The sequence below is a fragment of the Knoellia sp. LjRoot47 genome, from assembly GCF_964253435.1.
GTDB lineage: Bacteria > Actinomycetota > Actinomycetes > Actinomycetales > Dermatophilaceae > Knoellia.
On the sequence record NZ_CAXUQS020000001.1, the window covers coordinates 1,463,811 to 1,478,431 of the forward strand.

The following is a 14,621-nucleotide window of genomic DNA, read 5'->3' on the forward strand; positions in this document are numbered from 1 at the left end:
CAGTCACGCGGTTCGGTGCGTGGCGTCCGGAGCCTTGCGTATGCCGGCCGCGGCCAGTCCCGCTGCCACCACCGGGACCGCGACCGCGAACCCGGCGAGGACGAGCCACGGGAAGACGAGGATCGGGTCGGACCGCAGCTGCTCACCGGTGATGGCGTCCCACGACTGGGCGGTGAGCGGGTAGGCCAGGGCGATGCCCGGCACGATGCCGACGGCGACCCCGAGGACCGCCCCGATGATGCACAGCGTGAACGCCTGCGCGGCGGCCATGACCCGGCGGGTGCCGCGCCCAGAACCGAGGGCGGCGAGGGTGGCTTGGTCGTTCTCCTGCTCGGCGAGCGTGAGTGCCGTCGAGGTGAGCGTGATGACGAGCAGGAGGAGGACGAACAACCCGACGAGGACCGCGACGATGCGCCCGACGTCGGACTGGAACCCGCGCTCGGTGTAGAGGTAGACGGCGTCGTCGGAGCCGAACCCGAGGCGGTCGGTGAGGTCCTGCGACATGGGTCCGGCGGGGTCGTGGACGGTGAGCCGGGTCGTCCGGGTCGGCCAGCCGTGGCTCGAGGCCGACTCCGGCGTCGTGAGCATCCGGGCACCGAGCATGGCGCCGATGGTCGACCGGTCGAGCGGGACCTCGATGGCGGGGACCTCGACCGTGCGGACCTTGGTCAGCGCCGTCGCGGGGTCGGGCTCCGTGGTGGCCTGCGGGTCGATCCGGAGGCTCGCGGACATGACGGTGACCGTGCCTCGGGTGAGGAGCGAGGGCTGGCCCTCGGGGCGGCCGACGACGACGGCACCCTTGCGGACGGCGGCGGCGTCGTCCTCGCGACCGAGGGTGGCGAGCCGGCGGCTGATCTCGTCGGCCGTCGTCACGGTGATCTGGGCGCCGTTGCCCATGCCGTTGGTGCCGAGGACCTGGCAGGACGCCGGCTTCATCTCCCCACGGGTGGGTGGCGTCGCGTCGTAGACGGTCGCCTCGGGGGTGCAGCCGGGTGGCACGACGTTGACGGTGGTCGTGTCGTAGGGCTTGGTGGGCGGAGTGGCGTTCGCGGTGTACATCCACGAGTCACCGGTGTCGACCTCGCCGACCGGTGCGACGACGAGACCGGGACGCACCGAGCGGAAGCCGTCGGTGATCGACGCGATGGTGTCGGCGTCGATGCCGCCGGACTCGTGGTGCACGCTCGTGTCGCCCTCGAGGTTCTGCGCGGTGTACTCGCGCCGGCTCTGCTCCTCGTCGCTGCCGCTGGCGATGAGCACCATCGTGAGCACCGCGACGCCGGCGAGGATCGCCGCGATCGCGGGCACGCTGCGGGCCCGCTGGCGCCCCGCGTCGCGGGTGGCCATGCGCAGCGAGACGGGGAGCCGCGAGCTGACCCTGGCGAGGCCGACGAGGATCATCGGCGCGAGCATCACGGCACCGACGACGAGCGCGATGGCCGCGGCGACGGTGCCGATCTGGCCGCCGTCGGTGCCGCTGGCCGCCTGCGACCTCGCGAGCGAGATGAGGGCGAACCCGCCGAGGCCGGCCATCACGGCGCCGACGACGAGGACCGCGACGCTGGGCCGGGGCGAGACGCTCTGCCCCTTCATCACGCCGATGATGTCGAGCCGGCCGAGCCGACGGGCGGGGAGCAGAGCCGCGATGACCGCGCTCGTCATGGCGACGAGGGTGGTCGCCAGCACGCCGAGGAGGGGGATCTCGAACGGGCCCGACATGCCGAACGTCTCGGAGAGGCGGTCGTTCTGTGCGAGCCCCCACGCGGCGCCGACACCGAGGGCGGCGCCGATGGCGGCTGCCATGGAGCCAAGGACCAGCGCTTGGGCGAGGACGGTGTGGCGCAGCTGGCCGGTCGTCGCGCCGTTGCTCGCCGACAGCGCCAGGGCGCGTCGCTGGCGGGCGGCGCTCACGGCGAACGCGGGACCCACGAGCAGCGTGGTGATGACGAGGAGGAGGGCGCCGCCGATGGCGAGGAACGTGCCCATGCGGTCGCGGTCGAAGTCCGCCATCGAGGCGATCTCGGGGTCGAGTGCGCTCGCCGGCGGTGGGTCGCGCAGTACCTCGGCGGACCAGACCGTGAGGCCGAACTTGTTGAGGGCGGTGACCTCGTCCCAGCCCACCGGGTCGTTGTCGAGGAGGATCCACCCGCCGCCGGCGGAGGCTTCGCCGAGCGGTTGGGGCGTGACGAGGTGGTTCCACGAGCGGCCGCCGAACTCCGAGAGCACCCTGGCGGTGCCGACGACGGTCACGTCGACGTCCTTGTCGCCCGCGCGCAGGCCGAGCGTCCCGGACGCCGGGAGACCGCGCTCGAGCCCCATCGTCGTCACGAGCACCTCGCCGGCACGCTCGGGGATGCGCCCGTCGACGAGCGTCACCTTGTCGGTGACGCCGGTGCGCAGGTCGAGGCTGAGCGACTGCAGGTCCAGGCGCCGCCCGTCCCGGCGCGTCGTCAGCGACTCCTCGGTGAGGGGGACCGCGCGGGCGCCGGTGAGCCGGCTCATGGCGTCGGCGTTGTCGAAGACCGAGCCGCCCTCGACCCACCCCGGGATCGGCGTCGCGTCGCCGCGCGAGCTGCTGCCGATGCCCGGGTCCGGTGGGTGGAGGACCTGTTGCGGCTGGGGGTACTCGACCATCGCGACGCCGTTGCCCATGCGACCCGGGATGACCTCGGCGCCGGACACCTGGCTCGTGCTGGCAGCGACCATCGCGAAGGTCAGCAAGGCGGTCGGCAACGCGACCATGACGAGGATGAGGGCGCTGCGGCCCTTGTGCCGCCGCACGTCGCGGCGGGCCATGCGCAGGGCGACGGCCCAGCTCCCGGTGAACCTCATCGCGTGCTGGTGGTGAGGAGGTCCTCGGGCGCGCTCGCCCGCCCGGTCGAGTCGACGACGACGCCGTCCCGGAGGAAGACGACGCGGTCGGCCCAGGCGGCGTGCCTCGCCTCGTGGGTGACGAGCAGCCCGGCGACGCCCTCGTCGCAGCGCTCGCGGAGCACGCGGAGGACGTCCTCGCCGGTGTGGCTGTCGAGGGCGCCCGTGGGCTCGTCGGCGAGGACGAGCCGGCGGCTGCCGACGAGGGCACGGGCGATGGCGACGCGCTGCTGCTGGCCCCCGGACATCTGGTCGGGGAACCGGTCGGACAGCTCGCGCAGCCCCATGAGGTCGAGGGTCTGGCGCGCCTGGCGGCGGGCCTGCCGCGCGCGCACCCCGTCGAGCTCGAGCGGGAGCCCGACGTTCTCGGCGGCGGTGAGGCTGGGGATGAGGTTGTAGTCCTGGAAGACGAACCCGACCCGGCGCCGCCGCAGCTGGGCGATGCCCTTGGCGCCGAGCGTCGAGAGGTCCTCGCCCTCGATGACGACCCGTCCGCTCGTCGCGAGGTCCAGGCCGCCGGCGAGGTTGAGCAGGGTCGACTTGCCGGACCCGCTCGGCCCCATGACGGCGACGAGCTCGCCGGGCATGACCTCGAGGCTCACCCCGTCGAGAGCGCGGACCGCGGTCTCACCGGTGCCGTGCACCCGGGTGACGTCGTCGAGCAGCAGGCTGGGTGTGGTCATCGTCGTGCCTCCGTCCGGGCGTGGGCCTCGTCAGGCAGTGCGGCCGCGTTCGCCCCCGAACGGCGAAAAGGACGCAACGACTCCCGGTGCAACCGGGTCTCGACGTGGTCGAGCCACCGGACCTCGGCCTCGGCGGTGAAGATGAGGTTCTCGAGGACGAGCAGCCAGGCGAGGTCGTGGTCGGCCCCTCCGCCGGCCACACCGCGCGGCTCACCGTCGGGCGAGTGCTGCTCGTCGCGCTGCTTGCGCATCACCTGCTGCTTGAGCCGGGTGAGGTCGTGCAGGTGCTTGAGGGTCGCGGTCCGCTGGGTCTGCGCGACGGCCTGCACGTCGACGCCGGGCACGGTGACGGCGAGCGCGAGCTTGATCGTCAGCTCGTCGCGCGGTGTGCTGTCGCGGTCGACCGGTGTGGTCCACCAGGTGCCCACCTCGGCGGCGCCGGCCTCGGTGAGGCGGTAGGAGATGCGTCCCTCAGCGTCGGCCTCGCCGGTCGGCTCGACCATCCCGTCGCGCTCGAGCCGGGCGAGGGTCGTGTAGACCTGCCCGACGTTGAGCGGCCACGTCCCGCCGGTGCGCTCCTCGAACTCGGCGCGCAGCTGGGCGCCGTACATGGGCCCTTCGGCGAGGAGGGCCAGGAGCCCCTGCTTGACCGACATGTGCTTCCCCTTCGACGTTCGACGCGAGAACCCCTGCGCTCCCGCGTACGGTGCCGAGCCGGCATACCGAGGGTTTCAGTTGGCCCCTGTTCCGCGTGAATACTCGGTATGCCGTGCTCGGGCAGCACATGTATACCGAGTATTCACCCGGTTGGCAAGTGTCCCGGTCGGGAGTGCCAGGGCTGGCCCGTCAGCCCGCGATCAGGAGGATCTTGCCGATGTGGGTGGAGGCCTCCATCTCGGCGTGGGCCGCGCTCGCCTCCGCCAAGGGGTGGCGCGAGTGGACGATCGGGCGGACCCGGCCGTCGCCGACGAGGGGCCACACGTGCTCGCGGACGGCGGCGACGATCGTGGACTTCTCGGCGACCGGGCGCGCTCGCAGGGACGTGGCGATGACGGCGCCGCGCTTGCGAAGGAGGGCGCCGATGTCGAGCTCGCCCTTGACGCCGCCCTGCATGCCGATGATGACGAGGCGGCCGGCCGTGGCGAGCGCCTGGACGTTGCGCGGGAGGTACTTCGCGCCCATGTTGTCGAGGATGACGTCGGCGCCGTGCCCGTCGGTCGCCTTCCTCAGCTCCTCGACGAAGTCCTGCTCCTTGTAGTTGACGAGGATGTCGGCGCCGAGGTCGCGGCACACGTCGAGCTTGTCCTGCGAGCCGGCGGTGACGGCGACCCGCGCACCGACCTCGCGGGCGAGCTGGATCGCCATGGTGCCGATGCCCGAGGAGCCGCCGTGGACGAGCAGGGTCTCGCCTGGCTGGAGGTTGGCGGTGAGGAAGACGTTGGACCAGACGGTCGACGCGACCTCGGGCAGGGCGGCGGCGTCGACGAGGTCGACACCCTGGGGGACGGGCAGGACCTGGCCCGCGGGGACGGTCACCTGCTCGGCGTAGCCGCCACCCACGAGGAGCGCGCACACCTCGTCGCCGACGACCCACTCACCCACGCCCTCGCCGACCGCGTCGACGACGCCCGACACCTCGAGCCCGGGGATCTCGGTCATGCCGGGCGGCGGGTCGTAGAACCCCATCCGCTGCATGACGTCCGCGCGGTTGACGCCCGCGGCGGCGACCTTGATGCGGACCTCGCCGGCCGCGGGCTCCGGGGTGTCGACGTCGGACAGGACGAGGGCCTCGGGGCCGCCGGGCTTCGGGATGGTGATCGCCTTCATGGCTCCCAACGTACGACCGCGACAGCGTGCGTCCGTTGTCGGGGCCACCCCGCGTTGACGGGCCTCGAGATCCACCCGACAACACAACCGGGCCACGACAACCGGGAAACTCATCACTCGAGCCGGGTGGCCGCCAGGTCCTCGGGGGTGTCGATGTCGGGGACCTCGAAGGGTGCGAGGACCTCGCGGTGGTGAAGTGACAGCAGCGTGCGCGCCGCGACTCCCGCCGGCTCGGGGGGCATCGCGTCACGCAGCTCGCGGACCCGGTATGCCGCGAGCACCGGGTTCGCCTGTCCCTCACCGTCGCTCAGCACGGCTGTCGCAACCAACGGCGCGGCCTCGAGGGCGGCGACCAGCAGCGGCAGCACCTCGCCCGCTCGGGGCGCGTCGCCCGGCGCCACGCACACGACGTCGGCCGTGACGACCTCCAGCCCAGCGGCGATCGCAGCCAGCGGACCACCCCCGATCGGCGATTCCCGGACGAACCGCACGCGGTCGGCCACGGCGGACGGGACCTCCCGAGAAGGGCCCACGAGCACGAGGTCCCAGGCGGACGGCATACCGAGGAGGCAGTGGTCGAGGACCGTGCGACCGTCCGGCAGCGACGCCGCGAGCTTGTCCGAGCCGAAGCGGCGCGACGACCCCCCGGCCAGCACGATGACCTGCACGGACCCACTCACGTGACCATTGTCGCCCGTCGCACCCCCGGCATACGTTGGTCCGATCGCCACACGACAAAGGAGTCGAGACCATGGCAGTTGAGAGGCGCACCGTCATCAAGGGTGCTGCAGTAGCCGCGGGGGCCACCGCCCTCGCCGGACCGTTCCAGGGACTGGTGGCCGGACCGGCCGGCGCAGCGCCCGTGGGCACAATCGGCGGGCCGGCGTTCCGCGGGCTGCGCGCGGTCCCGGACGAGCGCGACGGCAAGGTGCGGCTGCACCTGCCCGAGGGCTTCCGCTACCGGTCCTTCCACGACACCGAGACCCCGATCACGCTCGACGACGGCACCGTGCTGCCCGGCCGCCACGACGGCATGGGCGCCTTCCGCGGGCCCGACCGCGGCACGGTCACGCTCATCCGCAACCACGAGGTCAACAACCCCGGACCGGCGTTCGGCCCTCCCGGTGCCCACGTCTACGACCCGATGGCCAGGGGTGGCTGCACGCACGTCGACGTCGACGGCCGCGGCAACGTCAAGGCGGCATGGACCGCGATCAGCGGCACGATGATGAACTGCTCCGGCGGTCAGATGCCGTGGGGCGCCTGGGTGACGTGCGAGGAGACGGTCAACGGGCCCGACGTCGGACCGGACTTCACCGGCGCGTCCAACGTCCCGCTCACCAAGCCGCACGGCTACGTCTTCGAGGTGCCGACGAAGGGACGGGCGGAGGCGAGGCCGATCACGCGGGCCGGGCGCTTCCCGCACGAGGCCGTGTCGTTCGACCCGCGCGAGGGGCGGCTCTACCTCACCGAGGACAACTTCGCGTTCCCGTCGGGCTTCTACCGCTACACCCCGAAGCGCAACCCGATGAGGAGCGGACACCTCGACAACGAGGGTCGGCTCCAGATGCTCGCCGTCAAGGGACAGCCCAACGCCCACCTCGAGGGCAACCAGCGCAAGGGTGCGACCTACAAGGTGCAGTGGGTCGACATCGACGACCCGGACCCCACCTACCCCTACACGCCGGGGCAGACCGCGCCGACGCTCAACGACACCGCGCTCCAGCACGTCAGCGGTCAGGGCCGGGCCAAGGGCGCCGCCGGGTTCTCGCGGCTCGAGGGGCAGATCTACGACAACGGCGTCGTCTACTTCACCTCGACCCAGGGCGGCGGTGACCCCGAGACGGGCAACGAGCTGATCAACGGCTACGGCAACGGTTTCGGTCAGGTGTGGGCCTACGACACCCGCTCCGAGACGCTGCGGCTCGTCTACCAGTCGCCGGGCAAGCAGACCTTCGACTTCCCGGACAACATCACGGTGAGCGACCGCGGGACCCTCGTCGTCTGCGAGGACAGCAACGAGGACAACTACGTCCGCGGCCTCAGCCGTGGCGGCCAGCTCTGGGACATCGCGCTCAACCGCGCCGAGTCCGCCCGCACCGGGCTGCCGCGCTACGACGACGAGTTCGCGGGGTCGACGTTCAGCCCCGACGGCCGCACGCTCTTCGTCAACATCCAGGCGAGCGCGGGCATGTCCTTCGCCATCTGGGGACCGTGGGAGCGCATCGGCGTCTGACGCCGCCCCCCCGACCCACGACGGACGTGCGCGTATGCCGGTCGCCCACCGACCGGCATACGCGCACGTTCTCGTCCTGGCACCGCTGCCAAATGCCACAATCCGCGGCATGGGGATCTTCCGACGCAAGGCCCAGGCTCCAACGGGTGAGGGCCAACAGGGCGCCATCGACGCGTTCTGGCAGTGGTGGACCGACGACGGGGCGGCACGCACGGCCGCGGGCATCGCCGAGCGGGACCCGTCGCACATGGTCGAGCCGATCTCGCAGCGGGTCTCGGCCATCGACGAGCGGCTCGCGTGGGAGCTCGGGCCGGGCCGCGACGCCCAGCACATGCTCGTCGTGTCACCCGAGGGCGACCCGGACGTCCGGGCGGTCGCCCGGCGCTGGCTGCGCGCCGCACCGGCGACGAACGACCCGACGTGGGAGTACGCCGACGCGCGCCAACGGGGTTCGTGCGAGGGGACCCTCGAAATCGGTCCGCACGTCGTGTCCTTCGCCGACATCGTCGTCGGCGCCCGCCGAGAGGGGGCGCACCTCGACGTCTCGGTGCACCATCCGAGCTTCGTGGACCTGCCCGAGCAGGCCCGCCAGCAGGTGACCATGCTCGCGCTCGACGAGGCACTGGGGGAGGTCGACGTCGAGACGTGGATCGGCCGGGTCGACTCGGCCGTCGACGCGCCCCTCGACGCCTTCCCTCTGGACCGCCTCGCGCCGCTCGTCGACGGGCTCGCCGCCGAGCACCGGGACGACTCGGGGGAGCCGACCTGGATGCTTCTGCAGGGCCAGGGGCCGCAGGGTCGCGTCATCGCCAGCGCGCAGGTGCCGCTCGCGGCGACGACCGCACCCGAGCTCGACCGGCACGTCCTCGTCCGCGTCCCCTACACCGACCTCACCGACGACGGGCTGCCCGGCGAGGGGTCGCTCGACGCGCTGCGTCGGTTCGAGGACCACCTCACCGGGCGGTTGGGCGGTGGTGGGCGCGTCGTCGCCCACGAGAGCTCCGCCGGCGTCCGGACCCTGCACGCCTACGTCGACTCGACGGGTCCCGGGGCCGACGTCGTGCGCGCCGCCGTCGGTGGCTGGGAGCAGGGTCGGGTCGACGTCGCCGACGAGCCCGACCCCGGCTGGCAGGGCGTCGCCCACCTCCGGACCTGACCCGTCCAGATAGCCCCATCGCGTATCCGCACGTCAGAGCGCTGCGGGCGTAACGTGCCGAGAGGTTCGGCACCCGGCCGGACACGTGCGACGCAGGTCCGAGGGAGCTGGGATGTCAGCAACAGAGGTCGACCAGGAGAAGCCGGTCAGGAGCCTGATCCCTGCCCGGATGCACGACATGCCATGGACGAAGTTCCACTGGATGGTCATCGTCGGACTGGGCACCGCCTGGATCCTCGACGGTCTCGAGGTGCAGATCGTCGCGGCCGGTGGCTTCGAGAAGTCGCTCGACATGAACGCCGCGCAGGTCGGTCTCGCCGGCTCGGTCTACCTCGTCGGCCAGGTCGTGGGTGCGCTCTTCTTCGGACGCCTCACCGACACCCTCGGGCGCAAGAAGCTCTTCACGATGACGCTGGCGCTCTACCTCGTCGCCTCGGGCCTCGCGGCGTTCTCGCCCAACATGCTCGTGTTCCTCGCGCTGCGGTTCGTCGCGGGCATGGGCATCGGTGGTGAGTACTCCGCGGTGAACTCGGCCGTCGACGAGCTCATCCCCGGCCGGTTCCGCGGACGGGTCGACCTCGCCATCAACGGCACCTACTGGTTCGGGGCCGGTATCGGCGCCTTCGCCAGCCTCTTCCTGCTCGACACCGAGCGCTTCGGCGAGAACGTCGGGTGGCGCATCGCCTTCCTCATCGGGCCGATCCTGGGTCTGGCGATCATCTACCTGCGCCGCCACATCCCCGAGAGCCCGCGCTGGATGGTCACGCACGGCAAGGGCGACGAGGCCGAGGAGATCGTCTCCCGCATCGAGCAGGAGGTCGAGGCCGCCGGCAAGAAGCTGCCGAAGCTCGACGAGGAGAAGCACGGCATGTGGGTCAAGCCGCGCGAGGGCCTCACGCCCAAGCAGCTCGCCTACGTCTTCTTCAAGCTCTACCCCAAGCGCACCGTGCTCGGCGCGACGCTGATGATCACGCAGAGCTTCCTCTACAACGCGATCTTCTTCACGTACTCGCTCGTGCTCCAGAACTTCTACGACAAGACGCCGTCGAGCGCCGCCGCGTACTTCTTCCCGTTCGCGATCGGCAACCTGCTCGGCCCGCTGCTGCTCGGCCCGTTCTTCGACACCGTCGGCCGACGCAAGATGATCGGCGGCTGCTACGCCTTCGCCGCCATCGTCCTCGCCATCTCGGCGTTCCTCTTCAACGCAGGCTCCCTCTCGGCCGGCACCCACACGATCTTCTGGTGCGTGGCGTTCTTCTTCGCCTCGGCGGGAGCCTCGGCCGGCTACCTCACCGTGTCCGAGATCTTCCCGCAGGAGGCCCGTGGCCAGGCGATCTCGTACTTCTTCGCCATCGCCCAGGTGTTCGGCGCGCTCGGCCCGGTCCTCTACGGCGCCCTCATCGGCGAGGGCGAGGAGCGCACCCCGATGTTCTGGGGCTACCTCCTCGCGTCCGGGATCATGCTCATCGGTGCCGCCGTCGCCGCGGTCTGGGGAGTCGATGCCGAGGGCAAGTCGCTCGAGGAGATCGCACCTCCGCTCAGCAGCTACGACAAGGACGGCAACGAGACCGTCCACCTCCCGGTCTGAGGCGGCGGCGATGAGCGAGCAGACTCCCACGCCTCCGGAGGGTGGGCGCCCCTACACCGTCGTCGTCGGTGTGAGCGCCACGTCGAAGTCGGCGGCCGCGCTCGAGTGGGGCGCGGCCCAGGCCGCCGCCAACCACGGGCGGCTCGTCGCGGTCCGCTCCTGGCGGGTCACCGGGCCCCCGGGCTCGATGTCCGGTGGTGCCTCGGCCCGGGTCACCGACGAGCGCGACACCGCGCGCAGCGAGATGGCGGCGCTCGAGGCCGACGTCGCCGCGGTCCTGGGGCCGGAGCACTCCGTCGAGGTGCGCTCGGTGCGCGGCGGCAAGCGCAAGGCCCTGCTGGCCGCCGCCGAGGAGGCCGACCTCCTCGTCATCGACGCCCCACGCAGCCTGACCGGGCCACCGCTCTTCGCGCAGCGTCTCGTCTATGCCGCGAGCTGCCCGGTGGTCGTCATGCCGCCGCGGGTCTCGCAGCTGAGCAATCCGTTGGAGCAGGCCGGTCGCGTCGTCGGCCGGGCCGCGGTGCGCTCCGCCGGGCTCGCGGGTCGCCCCGGCTACCGACCGCCGATGGCCCACTGAGCCGGGCCGTCGACGAACGGGGTCAGGCGCGGCGAGGTGGCCGCGCCTGGCCCCGCAGACGTGCCGAGAGATCGTCGGCCGCGGCGGCCACCGCCGCCACGAGCCGGGACTCCTCCGCCGCGTCGGCGGACTCGACCCGGTAGGTCACGGCGACCGAGGCGACCGGGTGCTCGCTGTGGTCGAGGACCGCGACGGCCACGGACTTCAGCCCGCGTGTGATGTGCCCGTCCTCCACGGCATACCCCCGTCCGCGCACGGACTGGAGCAGGGAGCGCAGCGCGGTCGTCGACGAGGGGCCGTGCCCGTCGCGCTGGACGAGTGCGTCGGCGTGGGGGAAGAGGGCGCGGACCTGCCCCGCGGGCAGCGCCGCGAGCATCGCGAGCCCGGTCGCGGTGAGGGTCGCGGGCAGGCGGACGCCGACGTCGGACACGAGCAGCGGCCCCTGGGGTGCACGCTGCTCGATGACGTAGAGGACGTCGCGCCCGTGGAGCACGGCGAGGTGGGCGTTGTGCCCAGTCGCGTCGACGAGCCGGTCGAGGGTGCCCCGCGCGATCCGCTGCAGGGGCGCCTGGCGCTGGTAGGCCGACCCCAGCTCGTATGCCGCGACGCCCAGTCCGTAGCGGCGCTCGCCCTCGAGGTGGGAGACGTAGCCGCGCTCGCGCAGGACCGAGAGCAGGTGGTAGGTGCTCGAGCGCGGCAGCCCCAGCTCGCGGGCGACCGTGGCGGCGGGCAGCGGCTCACCACGCCGGGCGAGCAGCTCGAGGACGTCGAGGGCGTGCCCGGCCGCCGGGGCGACCGTCACGCGGCGTCGGGGTCCGGCTGGTGCACGCCGAAGACGTTGCCCTCAGTGTCGATGAAGTAGCCCTGCCACGCCATGCCGGGCAGGGCGTGCTTCTCGAGGGCGACGGTGGCGCCGGCAGTCAGGGCCTTGGCAGCGGTGGCGTCGAAGTCGTCGCTGCCCATCGTGAGGACCGACCCCGCGACGGGACCGCCGGGCTCGGGGTTGGGTCCCTGCCGCTGCATGATCGCGCCGTTGATGCCCGGCTGGTCCTCCGGACCGGTCGTCACCCCGACGTAGGGCATGCCGGCGAACTCGCTCCAGTCCTCGGTCTCCCAGCCGAACACGGCCGTGTAGAACGCGACCGCGCGGGGGACGTCGGCGGCGTGGATCTCGAAGTGGATGGCGCGGGTCATCGGAGCTCCTCGGTCGGACGGGTGGAGGTGGTGGGGCCCATCATCCACCCGACGGACCGTCGTCGAGCAGCCTCCCGAGGATGCGGGTCAGCGTGGCGCGGTCGCGGTCCGAGAGGTCGGCGAAGTAGCCCTCGGCGTCGGCCCGCCGGGCGGTGTCGAGCTCGTCGAGGACCCGACGTCCCTGCGCGGTGAGCGCGACGCGAGTGGCCCGCCGGTCGCTCGGGTCGGGCTCGCGGGCGACGAAGCCCCGCCCCTCGAGGGAGTCGACGACGTCGGTGACCGAGCGCGGTGCGATGCGCAGGTGCTGGGCGACGACGCCGAGCCGGGTGGGCTCGTGGTGGCCGATGACCCGCAGCGCCCGCGACTCGTGCGGCGTGATGCCCCAGGGTTCGAGCGTCGCCGCGAACCGCCGCCGCAGACCTCGCGCCACCTCCATGACGAGCTCGCCGAGCGCCGGCTCGGGTGAGACATCCGGAGGGTGAGGGGCGGACGCCATACGGGAATGTTATCGCCGAACGCTGCGTTGGGCTCATTGTGAGGCAACCTCACCAAACACTTTCGCTCGACACGGACAGGAGGGTGCGCATGACAGCCACCCCACACCCCACCCCCGAGACCGGCGCTCGCGGCGGTCGCGGCGGCGGCCCGATGAAGGTCGACCCGCGTGACCGCGCCCAGCTCGAGATCGCCCCCGTCCCGCTGCGACGGGTCACCGCCCTCTTCCGTGGCTTCGGCCGCCCCATCGGCGTCGTCACCGCGATCATCGTGGCCACGTCGGTCATCTCGATGGCGCAGCCGTTCCTCGTGCGCGAGGTCGTCGACGTCGCCATCCCGCAGCAGGACGTGCGCCTGCTCCTCCTCGCCGTCGGCGGCATGCTCGCCGTCGCCGCGACCACCCAGCTCCTCGGCGTCGTGCAGACGTGGATGTCCACCGGCGTGGGCCAGCGCGTCATGCACCGCCTGCGGACCGACCTCTTCGCCCACCTGCAGCAGCAGTCGCTGGGCTTCTTCACCCGCACCCGGGCCGGCGAGGTCCAGTCGCGGCTCACCAACGACATCAACGGCATGCAGGGCGTCATCACGACGACCGCCACCTCGATCGCCTCGAACCTCACGACGGCCGTCGCCACGTCGGTCGCCATGGTCGCCCTGTCCTGGCGGCTCTCCCTGCTCTCGCTGCTCGTCATCCCGCCGGCCGTGTGGATGACCCGCCGCGTCGCGCTCATCCGCCGCGAGGTCACCGCGCGCCAGCAGGCCCGCCGGGCCGACCTCAACGTCCAGATCGAGGAGGGCCTGTCGGTCTCCGGCGTGCGCCTGTCCAAGACCCTCGGCGCGGGCCGCCGCCACGCCGAGCGCTTCGCGACGACGTCCGAGGAGCTCGTCGACCTCGAGCTGCGCAGCCAGCTCGCCGGTCGCTGGCGGATGGCGACGATGCAGATCATCTTCTCGGCCATCCCCGCGCTCATCTACCTCGTCGCCGGGCTCCCCGCGACCTCCGGCGGCATGACCATCGGGACCCTGATCGCCTTCACGACGCTCCAGGCCGGCATCTTCCGGCCGCTCATGGGCCTGCTCAACGTCGGCGCCCAGTGGGTGTCGTCGATGGCGCTGTTCTCGCGCGTCTTCGAGTACCTCGACCTCGTCCCCGACGTCGCCGCCCCCTCCACACCCGTGGCCCTCGATCCGGGGACCGTGCGCGGCGAGGTGCGCCTCGAGGACGTCTCCTTCGCGTATGCCGCAGACGCACCTCTCGCGGTCGACTCCGTCTCCGCTCTGGTCCCGGCCGGTGGCTCGCTGGCCCTCGTCGGCCACACCGGGTCGGGCAAGTCCACCCTCGCCTCGCTCGTGGCCCGGCTGCACGACCCGACCTCGGGGCGGGTCACCGTCGACGGCGTCGACCTGCGCGATCTCGACCCCGAGGTCCTCGCCCGGATCGTCGGTGTGGTGTCGCAGGAGACCTACCTGGTGCACGCCTCGATCCGCGAGAACCTCCTGCTCGCGGCACCCGACGCCGGTGAGGTCGACCTGTGGCGCGCCCTCGGCGCCGCCCAGGTCGCGGACCTCGTGGCGTCACTGCCCGACGGGCTGGACACGGTCGTCGGCGCTCGCGGACACCGGTTCTCGGGTGGGGAGCAGCAGCGCATCGCCATCGCCCGGACGATCCTGCGCGACCCGAAGGTGCTCGTGCTCGACGAGGCGACCAGCGCGCTCGACAACGACACGGAGCGCGCCGTCCAGAAGGCTCTCGACGAACTCGTCCGGGGCCGGACGACGATCACCATCGCGCACCGCCTCACGACCGTCGAGTCCGCCGACGAGATCGCCGTCCTCGACCACGGCCGCGTGGTCGAGCGTGGCACCCACGAGGAGCTGGTGACGCTCGGTGGCCGCTACGCCGCGCTCGCCGGGGCGCCGGTGGCCGAGGGAGAGGGTGCGCGGACGGCATACGCGACGGTCTGACCCCGGAACCGCTCGCCGCGCGGCCCCGG

13 protein-coding genes are annotated in these 14,621 nt (G+C 72.4%); 5 read left to right on the forward strand and 8 right to left on the reverse strand.

Annotated features, from left to right (window positions below):
- Positions 1-3 precede the first annotated feature (3 nt).
- From ACSQ11_RS07130 to mobA, 5 genes are all read right to left on the reverse strand, one after another.
- Positions 4-2,832: an FtsX-like permease family protein gene (locus ACSQ11_RS07130; RefSeq protein ID WP_436004403.1), complete on the reverse strand. Its 2,829-nt coding sequence runs from the start codon at positions 2,830-2,832 to the stop codon at positions 4-6.
- Positions 2,829-3,554, reverse strand: a complete 726-nt coding sequence (locus ACSQ11_RS07135; RefSeq protein WP_436004405.1) for an ABC transporter ATP-binding protein — start codon at positions 3,552-3,554, stop codon at positions 2,829-2,831. Before ACSQ11_RS07135 ends, ACSQ11_RS07130 begins: the two co-directional genes overlap by 4 nt.
- A complete protein-coding gene (locus tag ACSQ11_RS07140) occupies positions 3,551-4,210 on the reverse strand; it encodes a PadR family transcriptional regulator (RefSeq protein ID WP_436004407.1) in 660 nt (219 codons plus the stop codon). The genes ACSQ11_RS07135 and ACSQ11_RS07140 overlap by 4 nt, the downstream gene beginning before the upstream one ends.
- 190 nt (positions 4,211-4,400) lie before the next feature.
- A complete protein-coding gene (locus ACSQ11_RS07145) occupies positions 4,401-5,381 on the reverse strand; it encodes an NAD(P)H-quinone oxidoreductase (RefSeq protein WP_436004409.1) in 981 nt (326 codons plus the stop codon).
- Between the two features lie 113 nt (positions 5,382-5,494).
- Complete coding sequence (gene mobA, locus ACSQ11_RS07150) at positions 5,495-6,061, reverse strand: molybdenum cofactor guanylyltransferase (protein WP_436004411.1); 567 nt, start codon at positions 6,059-6,061, stop codon at positions 5,495-5,497.
- Positions 6,062-6,132: 71 nt separating this feature from the next.
- Between mobA and ACSQ11_RS07155 the strand changes: the two genes are divergently transcribed.
- The 4 genes from ACSQ11_RS07155 to ACSQ11_RS07170 all read left to right on the forward strand — a co-directional run bounded on the left by ACSQ11_RS07155 (position 6,133) and on the right by ACSQ11_RS07170 (position 10,938).
- Positions 6,133-7,617 carry an alkaline phosphatase PhoX gene (locus tag ACSQ11_RS07155; RefSeq protein WP_436004413.1) on the forward strand — a complete coding sequence of 495 codons (1,485 nt, stop codon included), beginning with the start codon at positions 6,133-6,135 and terminating at the stop codon, positions 7,615-7,617.
- Between the two features lie 109 nt (positions 7,618-7,726).
- Entirely contained in the window at positions 7,727-8,773 is a 1,047-nt protein-coding gene (locus ACSQ11_RS07160; protein WP_436004415.1) for a DUF695 domain-containing protein, read from the forward strand.
- A gap of 112 nt (positions 8,774-8,885) precedes the next feature.
- Entirely contained in the window at positions 8,886-10,361 is a 1,476-nt protein-coding gene (locus ACSQ11_RS07165; RefSeq protein ID WP_436004417.1) for an MFS transporter, read from the forward strand.
- A 10-nt stretch (positions 10,362-10,371) separates the two neighbouring features.
- Positions 10,372-10,938 carry a universal stress protein gene (locus tag ACSQ11_RS07170; protein ID WP_436004418.1) on the forward strand — a complete coding sequence of 189 codons (567 nt, stop codon included), beginning with the start codon at positions 10,372-10,374 and terminating at the stop codon, positions 10,936-10,938.
- A 22-nt stretch (positions 10,939-10,960) separates the two neighbouring features.
- Here the strand turns inward: ACSQ11_RS07170 and ACSQ11_RS07175 are convergent, their stop codons facing one another.
- From ACSQ11_RS07175 to ACSQ11_RS07185, 3 genes are read right to left on the reverse strand one after another with little or no spacing between them, the layout of a single operon-like run.
- The gene (locus ACSQ11_RS07175) at positions 10,961-11,740 is read right to left on the reverse strand and encodes an IclR family transcriptional regulator (RefSeq protein ID WP_436004419.1); all 780 of its coding nucleotides are present in this window, start codon (positions 11,738-11,740) and stop codon (positions 10,961-10,963) included.
- Complete coding sequence (locus ACSQ11_RS07180; protein WP_436004421.1) at positions 11,737-12,132, reverse strand: VOC family protein; 396 nt, start codon at positions 12,130-12,132, stop codon at positions 11,737-11,739. Before ACSQ11_RS07180 ends, ACSQ11_RS07175 begins: the two co-directional genes overlap by 4 nt.
- A gap of 40 nt (positions 12,133-12,172) precedes the next feature.
- The gene (locus tag ACSQ11_RS07185; protein ID WP_436004423.1) at positions 12,173-12,628 is read right to left on the reverse strand and encodes a MarR family winged helix-turn-helix transcriptional regulator; all 456 of its coding nucleotides are present in this window, start codon (positions 12,626-12,628) and stop codon (positions 12,173-12,175) included.
- 89 nt (positions 12,629-12,717) lie between these two features.
- Between ACSQ11_RS07185 and ACSQ11_RS07190 the strand changes: the two genes are divergently transcribed.
- The gene (locus ACSQ11_RS07190) at positions 12,718-14,592 is read left to right on the forward strand and encodes an ABC transporter ATP-binding protein (protein ID WP_436004425.1); all 1,875 of its coding nucleotides are present in this window, start codon (positions 12,718-12,720) and stop codon (positions 14,590-14,592) included.
- The last annotated feature ends 29 nt before the right edge of the window (positions 14,593-14,621 follow it).

Coding starts and splice junctions, on each gene's coding strand:
- ACSQ11_RS07185 (WP_436004423.1), bottom strand. CDS start 12,628: ATGGCGTCCGCCCCTCACCCTCCGGATGTCTCACCCGAGCCGGCGCTC.
- ACSQ11_RS07130 (WP_436004403.1), bottom strand. CDS start 2,832: ATGAGGTTCACCGGGAGCTGGGCCGTCGCCCTGCGCATGGCCCGCCGC.
- ACSQ11_RS07190 (WP_436004425.1), top strand. CDS start 12,718: ATGACAGCCACCCCACACCCCACCCCCGAGACCGGCGCTCGCGGCGGT.
- ACSQ11_RS07170 (WP_436004418.1), top strand. CDS start 10,372: ATGAGCGAGCAGACTCCCACGCCTCCGGAGGGTGGGCGCCCCTACACC.
- ACSQ11_RS07165 (WP_436004417.1), top strand. CDS start 8,886: ATGTCAGCAACAGAGGTCGACCAGGAGAAGCCGGTCAGGAGCCTGATC.
- ACSQ11_RS07180 (WP_436004421.1), bottom strand. CDS start 12,132: ATGACCCGCGCCATCCACTTCGAGATCCACGCCGCCGACGTCCCCCGC.
- ACSQ11_RS07140 (WP_436004407.1), bottom strand. CDS start 4,210: ATGTCGGTCAAGCAGGGGCTCCTGGCCCTCCTCGCCGAAGGGCCCATG.
- ACSQ11_RS07160 (WP_436004415.1), top strand. CDS start 7,727: ATGGGGATCTTCCGACGCAAGGCCCAGGCTCCAACGGGTGAGGGCCAA.
- ACSQ11_RS07145 (WP_436004409.1), bottom strand. CDS start 5,381: ATGAAGGCGATCACCATCCCGAAGCCCGGCGGCCCCGAGGCCCTCGTC.
- ACSQ11_RS07155 (WP_436004413.1), top strand. CDS start 6,133: ATGGCAGTTGAGAGGCGCACCGTCATCAAGGGTGCTGCAGTAGCCGCG.
- ACSQ11_RS07135 (WP_436004405.1), bottom strand. CDS start 3,554: ATGACCACACCCAGCCTGCTGCTCGACGACGTCACCCGGGTGCACGGC.